The organism is Pseudomonas sp. JAI111, from assembly GCF_024809425.1.
Taxonomy (GTDB): Bacteria; Pseudomonadota; Gammaproteobacteria; order Pseudomonadales; family Pseudomonadaceae; genus Aquipseudomonas.
In genome coordinates, this window is sequence record NZ_JANUCB010000019.1 from 15,886 (window position 1) to 35,907 (window position 20,022).

General features: G+C 61.3%; 14 protein-coding genes. 6 read left to right on the forward strand and 8 right to left on the reverse strand.

Going from position 1 to position 20,022, the window contains the following annotated elements; translation table 11 throughout:
- Nucleotides 1-59: 59 nt before the first annotated feature.
- Together mnxG and HNR03_RS31600 are read right to left on the reverse strand one after the other, a co-directional pair.
- Nucleotides 60-5,876: a manganese-oxidizing multicopper oxidase MnxG gene (gene mnxG, locus HNR03_RS31595; protein ID WP_259158376.1), complete on the reverse strand. Its 5,817-nt coding sequence runs from the start codon at nt 5,874-5,876 to the stop codon at nt 60-62.
- Nucleotides 5,877-6,079: 203 nt separating this feature from the next.
- Entirely contained in the window at nt 6,080-6,688 is a 609-nt protein-coding gene (locus HNR03_RS31600) for a lytic transglycosylase domain-containing protein (protein ID WP_090182668.1), read from the reverse strand.
- 195 nt (nt 6,689-6,883) lie between these two features.
- Here HNR03_RS31600 and gspG point away from each other — a divergent pair, with 195 nt between their 5' ends.
- From gspG to HNR03_RS31775, 3 genes are all read left to right on the forward strand, one after another.
- Nucleotides 6,884-7,318 (forward strand): type II secretion system major pseudopilin GspG, encoded by a 435-nt coding sequence (gene gspG, locus HNR03_RS31605; RefSeq protein WP_259158380.1) that lies wholly within the window; start codon nt 6,884-6,886, stop codon nt 7,316-7,318.
- A 14-nt stretch (nt 7,319-7,332) separates the two neighbouring features.
- Nucleotides 7,333-8,520, forward strand: coding sequence for a type II secretion system F family protein (locus tag HNR03_RS31610; RefSeq protein ID WP_222585902.1), 1,188 nt, complete (start codon nt 7,333-7,335; stop codon nt 8,518-8,520).
- Between the two features lie 150 nt (nt 8,521-8,670).
- Complete coding sequence (locus tag HNR03_RS31775; RefSeq protein ID WP_310504723.1) at nt 8,671-9,357, forward strand: hypothetical protein; 687 nt, start codon at nt 8,671-8,673, stop codon at nt 9,355-9,357.
- Nucleotides 9,358-9,526: 169 nt separating this feature from the next.
- Here HNR03_RS31775 and HNR03_RS31620 read toward each other — a convergent pair whose 3' ends face one another.
- Nucleotides 9,527-10,423, reverse strand: a complete 897-nt coding sequence (locus tag HNR03_RS31620) for a LysR family transcriptional regulator (protein WP_259158383.1) — start codon at nt 10,421-10,423, stop codon at nt 9,527-9,529.
- A gap of 162 nt (nt 10,424-10,585) precedes the next feature.
- Between HNR03_RS31620 and HNR03_RS31625 the strand changes: the two genes are divergently transcribed.
- Together HNR03_RS31625 and HNR03_RS31630 are read left to right on the forward strand one after the other, a co-directional pair.
- Nucleotides 10,586-11,605, forward strand: coding sequence for an alpha/beta hydrolase (locus HNR03_RS31625; protein WP_259158386.1), 1,020 nt, complete (start codon nt 10,586-10,588; stop codon nt 11,603-11,605).
- Nucleotides 11,606-11,676: 71 nt separating this feature from the next.
- Nucleotides 11,677-13,113: a mechanosensitive ion channel family protein gene (locus HNR03_RS31630; RefSeq protein WP_259158388.1), complete on the forward strand. Its 1,437-nt coding sequence runs from the start codon at nt 11,677-11,679 to the stop codon at nt 13,111-13,113.
- 892 nt (nt 13,114-14,005) lie between these two features.
- Here HNR03_RS31630 and ycaC read toward each other — a convergent pair.
- From ycaC to HNR03_RS31650, 4 genes are all read right to left on the reverse strand, one after another.
- Nucleotides 14,006-14,632, reverse strand: a complete 627-nt coding sequence (gene ycaC / locus HNR03_RS31635; protein WP_222585897.1) for an isochorismate family cysteine hydrolase YcaC — start codon at nt 14,630-14,632, stop codon at nt 14,006-14,008.
- Nucleotides 14,633-14,701: 69 nt separating this feature from the next.
- Nucleotides 14,702-16,540, reverse strand: coding sequence for an amidohydrolase (locus HNR03_RS31640; RefSeq protein ID WP_222585896.1), 1,839 nt, complete (start codon nt 16,538-16,540; stop codon nt 14,702-14,704).
- Nucleotides 16,537-17,130: an antibiotic biosynthesis monooxygenase gene (locus tag HNR03_RS31645; RefSeq protein ID WP_259158393.1), complete on the reverse strand. Its 594-nt coding sequence runs from the start codon at nt 17,128-17,130 to the stop codon at nt 16,537-16,539. The genes HNR03_RS31640 and HNR03_RS31645 overlap by 4 nt, the downstream gene beginning before the upstream one ends.
- Nucleotides 17,123-17,539, reverse strand: a complete 417-nt coding sequence (locus HNR03_RS31650; RefSeq protein WP_259158395.1) for a DoxX family protein — start codon at nt 17,537-17,539, stop codon at nt 17,123-17,125. The genes HNR03_RS31645 and HNR03_RS31650 overlap by 8 nt, the downstream gene beginning before the upstream one ends.
- A gap of 15 nt (nt 17,540-17,554) precedes the next feature.
- Here HNR03_RS31650 and HNR03_RS31655 point away from each other — a divergent pair, with 15 nt between their 5' ends.
- Complete coding sequence (locus HNR03_RS31655; protein ID WP_259158397.1) at nt 17,555-17,854, forward strand: hypothetical protein; 300 nt, start codon at nt 17,555-17,557, stop codon at nt 17,852-17,854.
- A gap of 12 nt (nt 17,855-17,866) precedes the next feature.
- Here HNR03_RS31655 and HNR03_RS31660 read toward each other — a convergent pair whose 3' ends face one another.
- Nucleotides 17,867-19,507: a hypothetical protein gene (locus tag HNR03_RS31660; protein ID WP_259158399.1), complete on the reverse strand. Its 1,641-nt coding sequence runs from the start codon at nt 19,505-19,507 to the stop codon at nt 17,867-17,869.
- Nucleotides 19,508-20,022: the final 515 nt, after the last annotated feature.

Consider the following 20,022-nt stretch of genomic DNA (forward strand, 5'->3'; position numbering starts at 1 on the left):
CCGAGGTGACTTCATCGCGAGCAAGCTCGCTCCCACAAAAACCGTGTTGCTCCCTCGTCTTACGGCGCCGGCGCCGGTTCAGGCTCGTTGGTCACCCGCAACAATCCCCAAAGCCCTGCCGTGTTGCCGTACGCGCCGTAGTCGCGGAACAGGTAGTCGCCCGGTATGGCGTTGCTGCCGCCGGCGCTGGGATGCATGAAGCTGAAGTGCGCCGCCGGCAGGATGCTTTCGTGGGCGCCGATGTACATCGACATCGGGTTGTAGCCGAAGCGCACCGACCCCACGCCAGGGGTGGCCATTGGATAACCACCGGTATCGCTCTTCTCCGACTGGAACGGGTTCACCGACCAGACGTGACCATCGAGCTGGAAGGTCGAACCACGGCTGCCACCGGTCGGCATCAGGATGTGGGTGCGGAACGGTTGCCCCGGTTTCACATACAGCACCGGCGTTTGTGGATCGCCGCCCACCAGCGCGTTGCTGAAGGCCATGTGCGCGTTGGGAACATCGCCGTAACCATGGCCGTCGGCGTGACCGAATGGCGCATCCGGTGGCAGGCCGAAGCGGAACCACATCGGCTCGGTCTTGTAGTTGATGGCCATGCTCGAGTTGTCCTGCGGATCCGTCGGCACACCAGCTTCCGAGGCAATGCCTTCCACCGGACGACCGTTGGCCCAGCGCATGTTCAGCGCCTTCTGCCAGACCATCGCAAAATCGCGGTAGGTGGTTTGCCCGGGGGCGGTGACGGTCGCCGAGACTTTGCGCGCATCATCGACCCAGGTAGCGCCGATCGGCAGGATGCTCATCGCACCCCCGAGGCCTTTTTGCGGCTGCTTGATCACGTCCGCCGGGGTGAAATTCAACCCGCCGAACTCCACGGCCGTGGCGTTGATGTTGTCGACGCTGCGGCCCAGCTGCGAGATCGGTTTGCCTTCACGCTCCAGGTGCCCGGCGTAGTACTGATAGGTCCGGGTCGGGTATGCCCCGGTGTTACCCACCCGTGGCGGCACGGTCTGGATCGGGTTGGTGCCGACGTTGGTGCCGTCGGATTTGGTGATGTCGTACGCCAGCAATTGTGCATGCAGGCCCACGGTGCTGGACGGCCGCATCAGGTTGTTGCTGAAGGTGGTTGAGCCCTCGCCATCGTTGCGATCGCGCTTGACCATGCCCATCACCGTCGCGGTCTGGGTCAGGTCCGGCATCACGCTGGGCAGGCGGTTTTCCAGGGTGATGTTGATGCAGTCACCCGCCGTCGCGCGCAGCACCAGCGGTTCGACAGGCACACCGGGTTTGAGCTTGCCGGTGACCGGATCGAGGTCTGACTTGCGCACATACAGGATCGCGGTCGGGTCATGCAGCGGACCGCTTTGCCCACCGATGGTAAACGTCGTCCCGTCCTGGGGATCACTGACCGTGACCTGAGGAATATTCACGGCCCGCGAGTTGTACACCAAGGTGCCACCCGCTGCATTCAACGACCCGCCGACGTGTTGGCCGATCCCGGCCGGGTCGGCCATGGACAGGTTCAACGGATTGCCGAGGATGTCATTGGCCAGCGCGGCAACCACTTCATAGTTGCGTTGCACCGTCGGCCGGGTGCCGATGCCATTCGGGTTGGCGCTGATCCGTGGGCAGACGCCGTCAAACGCCACGGTGTTGCGCACACCCGCCGGTTTCGGGTTGTTCGGCAGCGCGAACAGGTCGCTGCGTTGCGCGGTGTAGTTGCGCATCACGCCCCAGATCCCGCTCCAGTAGCCTTCCAGCGAAGCGTCCATCGAGTACAGGTAATCGCCCGTGGTCGCCGCTGCACTGGACATCATCGAAACCGGCGCAATGAAGCCCATCTGCTCGGAGATCCCGATCATTTGCGAAGAGCGCCAGCCGGAGTTGGAGCTGTTGCCGTAACCGGAACCGCTTTGCAGCCATTTCACGCCATGCAGGGTCACGTTGTGCTCTTCTTCGTGACCGCCGGCATGTACCCGCAGCCGCACATTGTCACCGGTGTAGGTGCGTAGCATCGGGGTGAACGGGTCACCCGGTTCCGCGCCACCACGGTTGATGTGCGGCGGGAACAGCGTGGTGCCGCCGGTTGGGCCGGTGGCGGCGGTGATCAGGTTCGGCGCCAGGTTCATCGCCGGGATCGCGCGGTCGGTGCGGCTTTGCATGGCGTACGCCAGGTCACCGCCCAGGCCATCGGCCTGCATGCCACGCTTGCCGTCCGGGCCGACCTTGTTCGGGTCGTACACCCGCAGGGCCAGCGGTTCGTTGCGGTAATTGACCACGAACATGCCAGGGTCATCGATCGAGATGGCTTGTGGGCACGGCCGGCTTGGACAACCGGGCGTCAGTCCACCACGCGCCTCGACCACCTGCTCAAGCAGGGTCTCGGCTTCTCTGCGCACCGGCGGGTTGATCGCGTAGCGGAAGCTGTCCGCGGTGGCCGGGAAGGCTTGCGCGTTAGGCACGCCGTTAGGGCCGGCGCCGACGTACACCCCGGCTTCATAGGCGTGCTGGAAGTCACTGTATTCGAGGAAGAACTCACGGAAGCTGTCGTTCTTGCCGTCGCCGTCCAGATCTCCGGTGGACACCACCGCTTGCCACGACGTCGGCCCGCCGTCCTGCCGTGCGCCGCTGTACAACGGCTCGCCGGTTTCGGCGTGGAACCAGGTCGAACCGGCCGGTTCAGCCAGCACGGTGGCGTACAGGCCAATCTGTTGGTGAGTCGATGGGCCGAGGTGGTCGTGGGTGAAAATGGTGCCCAGGCCGCGGTCGACGCCTTTGCTGTTCACCACCGGATCGACAAACCAGCGTTGCATCGCGGTGCGCGCGCCAAGCCAATCGGCGCGGCCAAACTGGCCGAAGTACGGATGGCTCTTGGCTTGCGGACAGGCCGGCGTGCCGTCACGCGGATCGGTGCCTTGGCACTGGTTGAACTCGCGAATGGCGTGAATGCGTTCTTGCACGGCACCCGGGGAAAGCACGCCGTCTTCGTAGTTCCAGCCGTTGGCCGAACCGTCGGCGGCCGTCAGGTCCCATTTCGGCAGGTGGATGTGCTGACCGATCACGTCGGTCGGTGTGCGCACTTGATAGTCGTCCATTTCATAGACGGCTGGCACCAGGTTGGTTTGCTGGTACTGCACGCAGTCGAAGGTGTTCATGCGCATCACCAGCGGCTCTGGCGGACGCTGCTTGGTGATCACCGGCCAGGCGTCTTCCCACAGCGCCAGAATGCGCGCTTGCGGGAAGTGGTAGCCGACCTTGTTGTAGACCGCGTCGAACTGGATGTTCGCGGCTTTGTAGATGCGCGGCCGGTCGGCGGTGAACGTCGACGAGCCGCTGTAGGACATGCCGTCGACACGCTCGCCACTATTGAACTCGCCGGTTCCGGCACTGCTGGTCAACCGTTTTTGCCGATCGTCCATGCACGGTTCGTAGTACGGCGCGCCGGCCATCGGCAACGCACCGTTGGTGCGGAAGTTGCGCGCCACCACTTGGTTGCCCGGCAGCACGGCGAAACTTGGGTGGTCCTTTTTGGCGTGGAACGCCATGGCCGCCTGTTCGACTTCGGTGCCTTCTTCAGGCACGTAAAGCGGCTTGGCGCGGGTCACTTCCTTGGAGAAATCCAGGGACGTGGTCACGGTGTGCGCCTGGCCACCGGAGGAAAAACCGTCCAGCGAATGACGCCCCAGGCCGCCGTCCCAACCACCGGATTGCACCGGATCGAGATTGGCCCACAAGGCATTGCCGCTGCTTTTCAGCGCCTGCGCCTTGGCAGCGTCGAGCATGTCCAGCGGAGGCGTTGGCGGGCGTTGGCCGACCGACGTTTCCATGCCGCCGATCCAGAATGGATAGCCCGGGTTTTTCAGGCTGCCGTCGGCATTGCGATTGGCTTCGCTGCGATCCACCAGCGCCAGGGAACCGATGGCTTGAGCGCCGCCGCTGCCGCCGTGGTGTTCGCCGTCGTCATCCGCTTCATCGTCATCGCCACCGGCGACCAGGGTTTCGCCGATTTTCGGCACCACCGCGACTTTGCCTGGCATCGGCGCCATCGCTTTGCCCGGCAGCGGCACGACCGCAGGAATCGGCGTACCGGCAACGATTTCGCCATCGGGCAAGGCCCGGGCGCCGGCGGCCGGTTTCCCGCTGCGCAGGGCATAAGGTTCGCTGTGGAAACCGTCGGCGCCCTGTTGCGAGACTTCAAGCTTGGTGCCTTCCTCGAAGACATCGTGAACCCGCCACATGCTCCACATGCCCTGGGCAAAATGCGGATAGAAGTGGCAGTGGTAGATCGCATCGCCGGCAACGCGGTTGCGGTTGCCTGAACCGCCGTTGGCGATTTCATAGGTGTAGCCGGCACCCGGGCCGATGCCTTGGGCGTCGACATAGTCGGAATTGTCGTCGTTGGGATTGAACAGCCACTGATGGCCGTGCAGGTGGAAGATGTGCTGCTCGTGGCCGTTGTGGGTGTTGCGGAATTTGACGAAATCGCCGATGTAGCTGTGGTTGACGTTGGACGGCTCGGATGGATACAGCGCCATGGTCGCCTTGACCCCGACCTGATCGGCGCGCGGTGTTTCTCCGGGAAGAATGCCTTCCAGACCGGCGTTGGCCGGCACGTCAACCAGCATCGCGACGTCGCCCACGGTGTGCGAGCTGAGGAAGAACTCTTCATAGGCGCAGGACAGGCAATCGTGCATCGGCCCCACGCCCAAGCGGTTGGCGAGTACCTCGGCGCCCATGCCGCCGGAGCCATAGTTGATCATGAACGCATCGCGGGTCGGCTCCAGCACGTGGGCCATGACCGGGTCCGCCCAGTAAGCGGGGAATGCCTGGGTGGCAGCCGTTTCATCCTGGAACTGCGAAGCGAAATCACGGAACGGCTCCAGGCGGTTGGGGATCGCCGGGTTGCGTTTGCCGATGGCTTCCAGCGGATAGGTCGATGGCGGGAAGCTGCCATCGGCATTGCTGCCCATCACAATCGCGTCGCTCTCGCTGGAGATGATTTCATTGCCGTCGACCATGCTGATGATCGGCGTGCCGGCCTTGCCTTCACCGATCCATGGTTGGCGCTGCGGGTAGCGCGCCTGGTAATCGACGATCGGCTGACCGGCGGGTGTGCGCCCGACACTGGCCAGGCGCATCTCTTCTTCGGTGACGGTGTTGCGATAGGTGCGCCCGCCCTTGGGCACGACCACCACCTGGCCGAACAGGCCGTTGGCAACGTTGCCCGCATCGCCTTCACCACCGAAGGTCGCGCCACGGCTGCTGGCCGCGAACGCGCCTTCGCGCTCGGCGTACAAGGTATAGGAACGGGTGCCGCCGGGAGCGATCAATGAATTGGCATTGCGCCCGGTGTACGAGGCGATGTCATCGATGCTGTTGACCGCTTGCATGCCGTTGACCTGGAAGCCGACATGCCGGTCAGTGACTTGCTCATCGACTTTAAAGTGGTCGACATTGCCGACTTCGATTTCGCCCTCGACCCCGCCATCGGCGATTTCGTGGCCGCCAGGATTGGCCTGGTACGCCAGCAGGTTTTGCAGGTTGATGGTCAGGCAGTCACCGGCAGCCACCCGCAACACCAAAGGACGCGGACGCTTGTCGGGCCGCAGCGAGACTTTGCCCGGCACTGCTGCGCCGCCCTGGGCCAGGGACATATTGTGGTCGTCGACCACGTCACGCCGCAGGGCGAACATCATGCCGTTGGCGTTCTGCGCACCGAGGCGGTTGAACATCAACGGCTGGTCCAGCGCCACGATGTTGGCCACCAGATTACGCTCGCAGCGTGCGGCGGCTTCTGCCATCTCGATGCCAAATATCGGCGCTAGAAACAGCAGCAGGTTAAGCAGGTGATGAGCGTGGGGTATGCCGGTCATGATCACGGGCCTCGCTGTGGGTGCTCACAGGGAAAATCTCGACAAATCCCCTTGAGCAAACCGCATGCCATAAATAATTTGTTTGTATTTCAGCTACTTAGCGCAACGACTTGATAACTAGGGGGATATTCCCCATTTATTCCCCACTTTTCGGCCCGGTCCCTGTTGCCCCAACATTGGGGGAACGTCCCCAAGCCTGCCGATCACAACGGCGCGTCCACCGCCAGGCCTTGCAGGCGGCGGTATTGGCGCAGCACGCTGGGCACGTAACGCTGGGTTTCGGCGAACGGCGGGATCACCCCGCCACGGCTGAGCACCGCTTGCGGCCCGGCGTTGTAGGCCGCCACGGCGAGGGCGATGTCGTTGTCGAACAGGGTCATCAGGCGCTTGAGGTATTTGGCGCCGCCCTGGATGTTGGCTTTCGGGTCGTAGACATTCTTGACCCCCATTTCCCGGGCGGTCTCAGGCATCAACTGCATCAGCCCACCGGCGCCTTTGGGGGACGTCGCATCCGAGTTGTAGCGCGACTCTTCGCGGATCACTGCGTGCAGCAGCGCCGCCGGCAATTCATTGGCCGTGGCGGCCGCCGAAACCAGTTCGGCATAGGGCTGCCGGGCAATCATCTGGGGCTGCTGATCAAGGCTGACCAGCGCCTTTTCCGGCTCGTGAATGACCCGCTCATACGTGCGGCCGGGACGGTGAACGTTGGACAGCACGTAGCTGCCCTTGGCGTCCACGGAAACGAACACATCGGCCTGGACGACGCTGGTCAGCAGCAAGCAGCCGAGCAGCCCTGTGGTGAGTGTTTTCATTATTTTTCCTCCCCTGCCCGGCCCCGAAAAATGGGGGTATTGCCCCAATGGCCGGTAGTGAACCAGCCATACGCAAGCACTGTGCCGAAAGCGCAAAGCCCCGTAATACGGGGCTTTCACAAGGATGGGTGGGGGTGAGCATGGCAATTGCATAGGCCTGCATGGCGACCCTTCTGCCGACTGTGTGAGGTCATCATGAATCAGCGTTTGCGTTCCGCCCCGCGTACTCAAAGCGGGTTCACCCTGCTCGAACTGTTGGTGGTGCTGGTGGTGCTGGGGCTGTTGGCCGGCATCGTCGCGCCGAAGTATTTCGCCCAGCTGGGCCGCTCCGAAGTGAAGGTGGCCAAGGCGCAAATCGAAGGCCTGGGCAAAGCCCTGGATCTTTACCGTCTGGAGGTCGGCCATTACCCGTCGACCGAACAGGGTTTGCAGGCGCTGATCACCGCGCCCAGCGATGAACCCCATTGGACCGGCCCTTACTTGCAGAAAAAATTGCCGCTGGATCCGTGGGGCCGTAGCTACACCTACCGCTACCCCGGTGAAAACGGCGAGTACGACTTGCTGTCCTTGGGCAAGGACGGCCAACCCGGCGGCGAAGGCGAAAACGCCGAAATTACCAGCTGGCAGTGACGGGAGAGGCGACCATGCGCTTTCATCTCAAGGCCGTGGGCAAGGCCGGTGTGGTCTCGATGACCGTCGAGGCACCCGGCCACAGTGAAGCCCGGCGCATCGTCGAAGACCAGGGCTTGCGAGTGGTCAGCCTGCACGCCGAGCGACACTGGCGCGCGTTGCGGTTGCAGAAGCGCGAGACCTTTAACCTGGTGTTGTTCAGCCAGGAATTGACCACGCTGCTCAACGCGGGCCTGCCGCTGATCGATGCACTGGAAAGCCTGGCGGAAAAAGAAACCGCGCCACAGGCCCGCAAAACCTTGAGTGAACTGGTGCGCCTGCTTTATGAAGGCAAATCGTTCTCCCAGGCCTTGGCGCAGTTGTCGGCGGTGTTCCCGCCGTTGTATGTGGCGCTGGTGCAGTCCAGCGAGAAAACCGGTGCCGTGGGCGATGCCCTGGGCCGCTATGTCAGCTATCGCCAGCGCATGGACGAAGTTCGGCAAAAAATCATCAGCGCGTCGATCTACCCGCTGCTGTTGCTGGTGGTGGGCGGTGGCGTGGTGTTGTTTTTGATGGGCTACGTGGTGCCGCGCTTCAGCCTGGTGTTCGAAGGCCTGGGGTCGAACCTGCCGTGGCTGTCGCAAGTGCTGATGAGCAGCGGGATGTTCCTGCACGCGCACCAGGGTGAATTCTTCGGCGCCTTGCTGGCAATCATCGTCGCCCTCGCCTTCCTCCAGCGCCAACCGGCCTTTCGTCGGGGCGTGGACCGGGTGATCGAAAAACTCCCGGCGGTCCATCAGCGCATCTTCATGTACGAACTGGCGCGTTTCTATCGCTCGCTGGGAATTTTGTTGCAGGGCGGCATCCCCCTCGTCACCGCCATGGGCATGGTCCGTGGCCTGCTCACCGTCGCCTCCCGCGCACGCCTGGACCAGGCCTGCGAGCGGGTACGCGAGGGGCAGTCACTGTCCACCGCGCTGGAACTCAATCACCTGGTGACCCCGGTGTCCCTGCGCCTGCTACGTGCGGGCGAACAGTCCGGCAACCTCGGCCAGATGATGGAGCGCAGCGCCGACTTCTACGACGAGGAAATCAGCCGCTGGATCGAATGGTTCGTGCGCCTGTTCGAACCCTTGCTCATGACCTTCATCGGCCTGCTGATCGGAGTCATCGTGATCCTGATGTACATCCCGATTTTCGAGCTGGCCTCAAGTATTCACTGACCCTCTGGAACGGGGTTGAGTTGTACCGTTCATCGCTCATCCAAGGTGCAACTGAATTAATCGGCGAGCTGTGGTGTTCACCCTATGAATCGAGCAGCACGTTGCATTGTTCATCAACGTTCCAACCTGAATAAAAAGACGGAGAACGACATGCACATCAACAAGCTTTTACTTGCAGTAGCTATTGGCGCAGTTCTGTCGGCGTCTACGGTATTGATACCGGACAGTCTGTCCGGTGTGTCGAGTGTTCAGGCCAAGGAAGGTGGTAGTGGCGGCGGAGGCGGCGGTGGCTCTGGAGGTGGTGGCGGTGGCTCTGGTGGTGGCGGTGGCGGCTCTGGCGGTGGTGGCGGCGGATCCGGCGGAGGTGGTGGTGGTAATGGCGGTGGCGGCGGCAGTGGTGGAAGCGGTGGCGGCGGTAATGGCGGCGGTCACGGTGGAAGCGGCAGTGGCGGCAACAGTGGCAGCGGCGGCAATAGCGGCAGCGGTCACAGCGGCAGCGACCATGGCTCGGGACACTCCGGCGACTCGGCCTCATCCGGGCGCAGCGGCTCTCACTCCGAAGCGGGCGACGATCACGGCGCTCATCGCTCAGGTGAAATGGGTGATGACCACGGCGTACATCGCGCTGGGGAAGTCGGTGATGACCACGGTGTCCATCGTGCCGGTGAAATCGGTGATGACCACGGTGTTCATCGCGCCGGTGAAATCGGTGATGACCACGGTGTTCATCGCGCCGGTGAAGTCAGTGATGACCACGGTGTTCATCGCGCCGGTGAAGTCGGTGATGACCATGGTGTTCATCGTGCCGGTGAACCAGGCGATGACAAAAGGACCTGATAACCACTGATCGAAAATCACTACAAAACCCTGTGGGAGCGACGGTGCGACGATTCGACTTGCTCGCGAAGGCGGTGCATCAGTCAATATTGATTTCGACTGACACTCCGCTATCGCGGGCAAGTCGAATCGTCGCACCGTCGCTCCCACAGTGGAATTGTGTTCGGCTCTACAACCCGCCCGCAGGCTGATCCAGCCGCTCGCGTAAAAACTCGATCAGCGCCTGCACCGGTCGCGAACTCTGGCGATGCTGCGGGTACACCGCCGATAGCGTCAGTGGCGGTGGACGAAACTCGTCCAGCACCGGCACCAACCGGCCATCCTTCAGCGCCGAGCCGACAATGAACGTCGGCAGGTAGGTAACCCCCATCCCGGCCACCGCCGCATCCCTGAGCAATTCGCCGTTGTTGACGCGCATCCTGCCAGTCACGTTGACCGTCAGCGGCTTGCCCTGCCCTTCGAAACGCCATTGCACCTGTCGACCGTGGCCGTAGGGCAGGCAATCATGGCTGTGCAAGTCTTCCGGTTTGAGCGGCGTGCCGCGCTCGGCCAGGTAAGCCGGGCTGGCGCAATACACGCGCTGGATTGCGGCGATGCGGCGCGCAATCAACGTCGAGTCTTCCAGGGTGCCGATGCGCAGCGCCAGGTCGTAACCCTCGCCAAGCAAATCCACCGGGCGGTCGCTCAAGTCCACCTCCACGGTGACGTCGCGATAGCGCTGCAAAAACAACGGCAATAAACACCCCAGATGCGCCAGTGCAAACGACAACGGTGCGCTCACGCGAATGGTCCCGCGCGGCTCGGTGGTCTGGCCGGCGATGCCCTGCTCCACTTGCTCGACTTCGCCAAGCAGGCGCAAGGCCGACTCGTAATAACTCTGCCCCAGTGGCGTGACGTCCAGCCGCCGGGTGGAACGGTTGAGCAAGCGCACGCCCAGCCGCTCTTCAAGTTGCATCAAGCGGCGGCTGACGAACTGCTTGGACAGCCCCAATTGATCGGCTGCCGAGGTGAAGCTGCCGGAGTCCATGACCTGGCAAAAAATACGCATATCTTCGAACGGGTTCATTGTCGCGCCCTGGTTGACAGTCAAACACTTTATAGCCGCTTTTTCCTTTTTCGGCACCCCATTAATCTGTGTCCACGGTGTTGCTGAGGCCTGAACGACAGAGCCGGCAGCAACCTGACCCTTAGGTACTCAACGTCGAAAAACTTAAAAAGGATTTACCCCATGAACATCGTCAAAAAAACCCTGACCGCATCCCTCCTCGCCCTCTCCATCGGCAACGCTTTTGCCGCTGGCAGCCCGGGTGTCGAACACACTACCCAAGCCTTCCTCGAAGCCCTGGCGGCTGGCGGTGGCAAGCCGCTTGAACAACTGAGCCCTGTCGATGCCCGTGCGGTTCTGACCGGTGCGCAAAACTCGGTGAAGGTTGATCTGTCGGGGGTGGACGTCAGCGACCGCGCTATCAAAGTCGATGGACAAACCATCAACCTGAAAATCGTGCGGCCGGCCAAGGTCAAAGGTGAATTGCCGGTGTTCATGTTCTTCCACGGTGGCGGTTGGGTGTTGGGCGATTACCCGACTCACCAGCGCCTGATCCACGACCTGGTGGTCGGCTCCGGCGCGGTCGCGGTGTATGTCGATTACACCCCGTCGCCGGAAGCGCACTACCCGACCGCGATCAACCAGGCCTACGCCGCGACCCGTTGGGTGGCCGAGCACGGCAAGGACATCGGCGTCGACGGCAAGCGCCTGGCAGTGGCGGGCAACAGCGTCGGCGGCAACATGGCGGCTGTCGTGGCCTTGATGGCCAAGGAACAAAAAACCCCGGCGCTGCGCTTCCAGCTGTTGATGTGGCCAGTGACCAACGCGCAGTTCGACAGCGGTTCGTACCAGCAATTTGCCGAGGGCCACTTCCTCACCAAAGGCATGATGAATTGGTTCTGGGACAACTACACCACCGACCAGGCCGAGCGTGCGCAGATCCATGCCTCGCCGTTGCAAGCCAGCGCCGAGCAGCTCAAAGGCCTGCCCGCCGCGCTGGTGCAAACGGCCGAGTTCGACGTGTTGCGTGACGAAGGCGAAGCCTATGCCCGCCACCTCGACGCCGCCGGCGTGCCGGTCACGGCGGTGCGCTACAACGGCATGATTCACGACTTCGGCCTGCTCAATCCGCTGAGCCAGATTCCGGAAGTGAAAGCGGCGGTACGTCAGGCGGCACTGGAACTCAAGACTCATCTGAAGTAAGCACTGCCAAAAAGCCTGCCCTCGTGCAGGCTTTTTTTTTCCCGTCTGCCTTTTGAAAACGGAGTTTCCCCATGTCCTTTGTCCTTGCTCATTTGCTGTCCTGGAGCGCCCTGCTGCTGGTGATCGACGCGGTGCTCTGGCAACTCGCGCCGTTCAAGCATCGCGTCACCCGGGTCGGTGTGCGGCTGGCGCTGTTCGTGATGTTCAGCGCACTGGTGATCAACGCCGGCGTCAGCCCGTTACTGGCGCCGCAGTTTGCCGAGGACCGCGTGGTTCAACTGGGCGCCACGGCGCTGGGGATTCTCTGGTGGTTGTACGCGGCACGGGTGCTCACTGAAGTCATCGGCCTGGTGCTGATGCGTCGCATCGGTCACAGCGGTCGATTGCTGCAGGATGTCATCGGCGCACTGGTGTTTCTGGTCGCCATCGTGGCGGCGGCCGGTTATGTGCTGGAACTGCCGGTCAAAGGATTGCTGGCGACGTCCGGGGTGGTGGCCATCGTTGTCGGTCTGGCGCTGCAAAGCACCTTGAGCGATGTGTTTTCCGGGATCGTGCTCAACACCACCAAGCCGTATCAGGTCGATGACTGGATCAAGATCGATGGCGTTGAAGGCAAAGTGCTCGACATCGACTGGCGCGCGACTCACCTGCTGACCAGTGCCGGCAGCACGGCGGTAGTGCCGAACTCAGTGGCAGCGAAGGCGAAAATCGTCAACCTGAGTCGACCCGTCAACATGCACGGCGTGTCGATCAGTATTCAGGTCCCCAACCACATTCGCCCGCGTCGGGTGCTGGATGCACTGGAGCGCACATTGCAGGGCAGCAGCAGCTTGCTGCTCAACCCCCCCCCGAAAGCGGTGCTCAAGGAAGCCGGCGAAACCATGTCCGAATACGTGGCCAGCGGCTTTATCACCGAGATTGGGAAAAAGGGCGAGGTGCGCAACCAACTGTTCGACCTGGCCCATCGGCACCTGGAAGCGGCGGGAATTTCCCGGCAGCTCGATGGCGTGATTGAGCCGACGACTCGCGCGCGCGCGTTGCTTGATGAAGTGAAAATCTTCCGGTCCCTGAGCGAGGATGAGCGTGACCAAATGGCCCAGTCGATGGTCCCGCAGCAGTACGCCGCAGGCCAGGTGGTATTGGCATTGGGCGACGTGCCGGACAGTCTGATGGTGATCGCCACGGGCGTGGTCAGCGCCACTGTGCCGGACGGCACCGTGCAAACCGAAGCTGGGCGCATGGGGCCCAGTGAAGTGATGGGCGAACAAAGCATCCTTACCGATACGCCGTCGGAGGCGACCTTTACAACGTTGACGTCCTGCATCATTTACCGGATCGACAAGTCGCTGACTCGCCAGTGCATGGAGCAACGGGTTGAAGTGGGTCGGGCGCTGAACAAGTTGCAAGCGGTGCGTACGCAAAACAGTCGGTTGGCGTTGCTGGCCAAACCGGCGCCGATCAAGAAAAGCGGGTTTCTGAGTTGGCTGCAGAAACGTCAGCCTGTGTGACGGGTTAGACGGTCATGTTGGGTTGGGGTTGGGGTTGGGTACATATCCGTTTTTGGGGTAACCGCGGCTATTGGTTCCGCCCTGACGGCGGGTCACTTGGAGAAGCGCCAAGTAACCAAACGCTAGCGCCCCTGACGTACGGTGCCTCGCCTAGGCTCGGCATTCCCTCACTCCGGTCCTGCTCCGTGGGCCCGCCGCCATCGGCCATCCATGGCCGGGGGCGGCTAACCCGGCATCCATGCCGGGTTGCCCACTGCGCAGAACCTGCGTTCGGCCTTCCGATGGGGCAGATCAAGATCAAAATCAAAAGCGGAAGGCGAGCTAACGCTCGGCCTGATGAGTGGTGAGGAGCAAAAGCTGCGCGCCGATTTGCTTTATGTAGGAGTGAGCCTGCTCGCGATGTTGTTGCTGTTGATCGTTCCCATGCTCCGCGTGGGAATGCTGCCGGGGACGCTCTGCGTTCCGCTGTCGACACCAGGCTTGAGTCTTGCGCAATGGTGACGCAGAGCGTCACGGGATGCATTCCCACGCGGAGCATGGGAACGATCAGGACGCGCAAGCGTTGAGCAAACAGGCCGGCCGGTAGGCCGCCTCGCTTTGCTTTGGCACTGCACGCCCCCTCGTGAGGCCGAGTGGAGGTTCTGCGCAGTGGGCACCGCGGCAAGGATGCCGCGGTAGCCGCCTCCGGCCATGGATGGCCGATGGCGGCGGGCCCACGGAGCAGGACCGGAGCGAGGGCATGCCGAGCCTTGGCGAGGCACCGAACGTCAGGGGCAAGAGCCCTTGGTTACTTGGGGCTTTTCCAAGTGACCCGCCGTCAGGGCGGAACCCTAAGCCGCCGTTACCGCAGAAACGGATATGTCCCCACCCCAACCTTTTCAACCAGCGAAACTTACTTCGAAGTCAACACCGAGTAGCTGTTCATCAGGTTGCGATAGTTTGGAATACGCGGCGACAGCAAGTTCGCCAAGCCTTCCATATCGTTGCGCCAGTCGCCTTGCAGCTCGCAAGCCACCGAGAACCAGTTCACCAGTTGCGCACCCGCAGCAGACATACGCGCCCAAGCGGCTTGCTGCACGGTTTCGTTGAACGTGCCCGAAGCGTCAGTCACCACAAACACCTCAAAGCCTTCGGCCAACGCCGACAGCGTCGGGAACGTCACACACACGTCAGTGACCACACCGGCGATGATCAATTGCTTACGGCCAGTGGCTTTCACGGCTTTGACGAAATCTTCGTTGTCCCAGGCGTTGATCTGGCCTGGACGCGGGATGTACGGCGCGTCCGGGAACAGCTCCTTGAGCTCAGGCACCATCGGACCGTTAGGGCCATTTTCAAAGCTGGTGGTGAGGATGGTTGGCAGTTTGAAGAACTTGGCCAGGTCCCCGAGGGCCAGCACGTTGTTCTTGAATTCGTTCGGCGAGAAATCCTGGACCAGCGAGATCAGGCCGGTCTGGTGGTCGACCAACAGGACTACGGCATCGTCTTTGTTCAGGCGTTTGTACGGAACGTTGCTCATGTGAAGCTCCTCGATGGATGGGTGTTACGTGATGCGCCGATGCAGTCCATCGGCGCTTTTTCCTGAGAGTCAGAACGCGAAGCACGAGCAGCCAAAGGCGCCCCAGAAACCCGCAAAATCACTGACCGGCGCGTTCGACAGGCGCGCTTTGTCATGGCTGTGGGCATGCACGCCGCACGGCCCGCTGCAATGGTGAACCTGCGCCTGCATCGGCGAGGTCGGCCGCCAGTGTCCTGGCACTTTCACCACCGGTGACCAGTCCGGCAGCACCGGCACGCTGGCCGGCCCGAGTTTTTCGAAATCACCGGCGGCGTACACCACCTTGCCGCCGACCACGGTCAACACCGATTCGATCCACTTGATCGCTTCTTCGTCGACGCTGAAAAAGTCCGCACTCAACGCAGCCACGTCCGCCAGTTGGCCGACCTTGATCTGGCCTTTCTTGCCCTGCTCGGAAGAGAACCAGGCGCTGCCGTGGGTGAACAGTTCCAGCGCGGTCTGCCGGGACAAGCCCTCGGCATGCAGCTCAAGCCCGCCCACTGTGCGGCCGCTGACCATCCAGTACAGCGAAGTCCATGGATTGTAGCTGGACACCCGGGTCGCATCGGTGCCGGCGCCGACCGGCACGCCTTCGGCCAGCATGCGCTTGATCGGCGGGGTCGCTTCAGCGGCTTTGGCGCCATAACGCTCGACGAAATACTCGCCCTGGAACGCCATCCGGTCCTGAATCGCGATACCACCGCCCAGCGCCCTCACCCGCTCGATGTTCTGTGGCGTGATGGTTTCAGCATGGTCGAAGAACCACGGCAAACCGTTGAACGGAATGTCGCGATTGACCTTCTCGAACACGTCGAGCATGCGGCTGATGGATTCGTTGTAGGTGGCGTGCAAACGGAACGGCCAGCGTTGCTCAACCAGGTGGCGGACCACTGGTTCCAGCTCGTCTTCCATGGTTTGCGGCAGGTCCGGGCGCGGCTCGAGGAAGTCCTCGAAATCCGCCGCCGAAAACACCAGCATTTCCCCGGCGCCGTTGTGCCGCAGGAAATCGTCGCCCTGGTGCAGGGTCACGCTGCTGGTCCAGTTCTTGAAATCGGTCAGCTCTTCTTTCGGCTTCTGCGTGAACAGGTTGTAAGCGATGCGAATGGTCAGCTGCTGGTCCTTGGCCAACTGCTCGATCACCTGGTAATCGTCCGGATAATTCTGGAAACCACCCCCGGCATCGATCGCACTGGTCAGGCCCAGACGATTTAGCTCGCGCATGAATTGGCGGGTCGAGTTGACCTGATATTCCAGCGGCAGCTTCGGCCCCTTGGCCAGCGTCGAGTAAAGAATCATCGCGTTCGGACGTGCGACCAGCATGCCGGTCGGGTTGCCATTGGCATCCCGGACAATCTCGCCGCCCGGCGGGTTCGGCGTATCACGGGTGTAGCCGGCCACGCGCAAGGCAGCGCGGTTGAGCAAGGCGCGGTCGTAGAGGTGCAGGACGAACACCGGGGTGTCCGGCGCGGCCTGGTTGAGTTCTTCCAGGGTCGGCATGCGCTTTTCAGCGAACTGGAATTCGTTCCAGCCACCGACCACGCGTACCCATTGCGGCGTCGGCGTACGGTCAGCCTGATCCTTGAGCATGCGCAGGGCATCGACCAACGACGGCACGCCTTCCCAGCGCAATTCGAGGTTGTAGTTCAAACCGCCACGGATCAGGTGCAAGTGCGAGTCGTTGAGGCCAGGGATGACGCAGCGACCCTTGAGGTCGATGACCTGCGTACCCGACCCGCGCAAGGCCATGGCCTGGGCATCGGTACCAACCGCAACGAAGCGACCATCGCTGATAGCAACAGCGCTGGCGCGTGGGTTTTCACGGTCAACGGTATGAAATTGGCCATTGAATAAAATCAGATCGGCGTTCATCGCGTTTCCTTTGGCTGAGTGGAAGAAGACAGCCAAGGCGCGAACAAGCGTGTGGCCATTGGCATGAACAGGTACACCACCGAGACAACGATGGTCAGCGTGATCAGGAACGTCGCGACCACGTAATTGGACAGCAATGCGTTGAGTCGCAGCAGCGGGCCCCAGAGCAGCGGCACCAGCAACGTGTGCGGCAGAATCACCAGCAACGTGACCACGGCCTGCTTCCAGCGCGGAGGTGGCGACGACGCGGTATCGGCTTGCGGGGCGAACCAGAATTCCTTGACCGGATTGACTTCGGTCTGGTCGCCGTCGGCGAGCATCGGCGCGGCTTCGTTGACCAGCTCCAGTCGCTGTGGCGAATCGAGCCAGCGCTGCATCGCCTCGGTCGAGCAAAAGCGCAGCACGCAGGTGTACATGTCGAGCCCGGCGCTTCTGCCGCGCATCACGTCCACACCCAAATGCCCGTCCTGCTGCCCCGCGATGCTGACAATGTTGCGCAACCAGGCTTCGTAAGGCACTTCAAAACCGGCCTTGACCCGATGCTTGATGACCAGGGTCACGACTTCTTCGAAACGGTTGGATTCAGGCATAACGCAAAGCTCCGGCGAATCGGACATTGAGCGCCAGCCGTCCCGGCCCGGCGATGAAAAGACTGGTGAACAGAATCAGCAGCAGCCAGCCGAACTGCCCTTCATCGAGGCTCCACTGGGGATGCACGACCAACAGAGCGATCAACAGAACACACAGAATCGGCAGGCACGCCAACCGCACCAACACCCCGACAATGATCAACAGCGGACACAACACCTCGGCAAAAATCGCCAGCATCAGCGTGACATTCGCGCCGAGGTGGAAAGGGTCTTCGATGACCTGCAACTGCGCACTGTAGTTAAGCAGCTTGGGCAAACCGTGCACCCACAGCAGAAACAATCCGCCGCTGACCCGCAGAAAAAGCAACCCGAAATCCTGGGCCCGTTGATCCCATTGCGAAGTGTTCATGGGCTACCTGCACAAATGAAAACCACCGGCATCCAAGCGCCGGAACATCATTCGATAGTGCCGTTGCGGGGGCGGAAAAAATTGGATGTACGTGCTCTTTTTGCGGTGTGCTCCAACCTGCAATCCACCGAAGATCCTTGTGGGAGCGAGCTTGCTCGCGATAGCTGTGGGTCAGGCGACATCAATGTTGAATGTCATGCCGCTTTCACGAGCAAGCTCGCACAGGGAATCTTCATTGCTGGAAACTTTCTGCCAGGCACAAAAAACGGCCTCTACCGAGACCGTTCTTTCAACGCATCGAAACGTCAGGCGTGATGCTGGTCCTGCTTAAGCAGTGGACCGAACAAGATATTCACGGACATCAAAGACCATCTCCGTCGCGGGATCCGGGACCTGATCCAGATTGACCCTGAAGCGAATGAACAATTTGCTGCCGACAGCCAATAGCCTCAGATAGCTATATGCAATCGTAATGCTGTGGCCATCGGTCGTGACCCAATTTTGATGAACCGAATTGCGCGCTCCCATCCACATGCTGCGATTTTCACTGCCACCGCTGGCGTTCTCGCCTTCCAGATCCAGCCAGATCCGCTGTCTGAAGGCGATATGCGGCCAGCCACCAAACTTAAGAGTTGCCCCTTCCTTGACGTCTTTCAGATCCAGTTGGTCTGTACCGTTCGCCTGGGTAATCACCGGAGCAGTGAGCGCGGTTGACGGGATCGCCAGCACGTTAAGGGGAAACGGTTGTGAGGTCACCGGAAGCGATGTTCCGCGTGTGTAAGTGAAGGTAACTACCACTCTTTTATCGACGCTAAACGCCACCAATGGCACGGGCAGCGAAATTTCCAATCGGCGAGTCGCGCCAGCGATAACCGGGTTTGTTGTGTGCGTACCGGCGGAAGGGGTACCCGCCGCGGCTGTCCACGTCACCGTGACACTGTCGCCGACTTCCAAGTCATTAACGACAGCGGTCAAACTGCCTGTAGCCGCCAGCGGCTCCAGGTTGACATTATCGAACGCTTCTTTGATCGACAGAGTTCGATCCTGCAACTCCACGTTGATCGTCCATCGATTGGACTTCTCCCCATCACCGTCAACAACAATGGCCGTCAACACGTGTGGACCATCAATCAGCCCCGTCACTTGATGCTGCCAACTACCGGCAACGACATTGGCCGTGCCTTGGTAAATTTCCCCGTTATAGATTTCCACTTCTTCAGCTTTCGCATTGCCATGTACCGTCACAGTGGAATACTTGGTATTCCCACCATCAGCAATGTCCTGACCGAGCGGATTTTTCACCGACAAGATTTTCGGTGGTTCGGGCGTTATCGATGCAGTTGTTCTGACGATGTAGTTGCGATGCGCAAACCTCTGGGCAACGGCCTCATCCTGGCTTCCTTGCAGGCCTGCCTTGAACTCCAGGGTCAGCGTGCTGCGATCCATGAGCCCCTTCAGCGAGACGGCGGGGTAGTTTTGCGCATAGAAGCCCTTGCTGAATGACTGACCGACAACGTTGCCCGGCGGACGCCAGTACACCTCATTGAAATCGCTACCGTCGGCATTCACGCCTCTGAGACGCAACCAGAAATACTGGTCTCGGGTTTGCAGAGCCCATGAGTTTATCCGCAAGGTGAACTCAGTCAGGGCCCTGACATCAAGGACCAAGCCTTCGCCAAAGTCCGGCGCCTGCGTAATTAAAGGTCTGGGCAAATCGTTTTGCGTGACAGGCAGCACGTACAAAATCAGCGGCTGCGAAGTCACAGGTTCCGAAGTGCCTCGTTTCACGGTGTAGCTCAGCGCCACCGTCATTCCCTGATTAAAGATCACCAGCAACGCGCCGCCAATCCCGACCTCCAAAGGCCGCAACCCATCCACCGAGAAAAACGCCGAGGTATATGACCCGGCCCCCGGCGCGCCTGCCCAGGTCACGCAGACCCTGTCACCGGGTTCAATCGGGTATTCCATGACAACTCTGCAGCTGTACCTGACCTCCACAGAGTTCAGTAGGCCGCAGACCAGGTTTTCCCGAATGCGCGGAGGCGGCAAGTCGTCGGGGACCAGTTCGGCAGGTTGACTATTCATCACTCGTTCCCTGTGCGTGATTGATCTGATTCCTTGGGCACGCCTATCACACACCGAATCGCGAACACCGGCTACTGTCAGAACTTACAGGTCAACGACCATTACGGACGAATGGTAACGATTGACAGGGCTGCGCTTTTTCAACTGACGACGTTACGCCCGTCCAGCCCCCCCCAAAATGCGTTGGCGTAAACGCCCCGCCCCTAACCACTCAACAGGCCGAGCGGTAGCTCGCCTGCAGCTTTCGATCTTGATCTGGCTTTTGATCTACCCGCCCCTTCGGCAGGCTGAGTGGAGGCGTTCATCTGGGGGGCAGGCGCGTAGCGCCGTGCGGCGAAGCCGCACACATCGAGAGGAGGTCGTCGCGAAGCAGACCGGAGGCGATGCCCCCAGATGAA

What these genes read in the sequence shown, in the direction of transcription:
- mnxG (WP_259158376.1), bottom strand. Translation starts at nt 5,876, where the DNA reads ATGACCGGCATACCCCACGCTCATCACCTGCTTAACCTGCTGCTGTTT.
- HNR03_RS31600 (WP_090182668.1), bottom strand. Translation starts at nt 6,688, where the DNA reads ATGAAAACACTCACCACAGGGCTGCTCGGCTGCTTGCTGCTGACCAGC.
- gspG (WP_259158380.1), top strand. Translation starts at nt 6,884, where the DNA reads ATGAATCAGCGTTTGCGTTCCGCCCCGCGTACTCAAAGCGGGTTCACC.
- HNR03_RS31610 (WP_222585902.1), top strand. Translation starts at nt 7,333, where the DNA reads ATGCGCTTTCATCTCAAGGCCGTGGGCAAGGCCGGTGTGGTCTCGATG.
- HNR03_RS31775 (WP_310504723.1), top strand. Translation starts at nt 8,671, where the DNA reads ATGCACATCAACAAGCTTTTACTTGCAGTAGCTATTGGCGCAGTTCTG.
- HNR03_RS31620 (WP_259158383.1), bottom strand. Translation starts at nt 10,423, where the DNA reads ATGAACCCGTTCGAAGATATGCGTATTTTTTGCCAGGTCATGGACTCC.
- HNR03_RS31625 (WP_259158386.1), top strand. Translation starts at nt 10,586, where the DNA reads ATGAACATCGTCAAAAAAACCCTGACCGCATCCCTCCTCGCCCTCTCC.
- HNR03_RS31630 (WP_259158388.1), top strand. Translation starts at nt 11,677, where the DNA reads ATGTCCTTTGTCCTTGCTCATTTGCTGTCCTGGAGCGCCCTGCTGCTG.
- ycaC (WP_222585897.1), bottom strand. Translation starts at nt 14,632, where the DNA reads ATGAGCAACGTTCCGTACAAACGCCTGAACAAAGACGATGCCGTAGTC.
- HNR03_RS31640 (WP_222585896.1), bottom strand. Translation starts at nt 16,540, where the DNA reads ATGAACGCCGATCTGATTTTATTCAATGGCCAATTTCATACCGTTGAC.
- HNR03_RS31645 (WP_259158393.1), bottom strand. Translation starts at nt 17,130, where the DNA reads ATGCCTGAATCCAACCGTTTCGAAGAAGTCGTGACCCTGGTCATCAAG.
- HNR03_RS31650 (WP_259158395.1), bottom strand. Translation starts at nt 17,539, where the DNA reads ATGAACACTTCGCAATGGGATCAACGGGCCCAGGATTTCGGGTTGCTT.
- HNR03_RS31655 (WP_259158397.1), top strand. Translation starts at nt 17,555, where the DNA reads ATGAAAACCACCGGCATCCAAGCGCCGGAACATCATTCGATAGTGCCG.
- HNR03_RS31660 (WP_259158399.1), bottom strand. Translation starts at nt 19,507, where the DNA reads ATGGAATACCCGATTGAACCCGGTGACAGGGTCTGCGTGACCTGGGCA.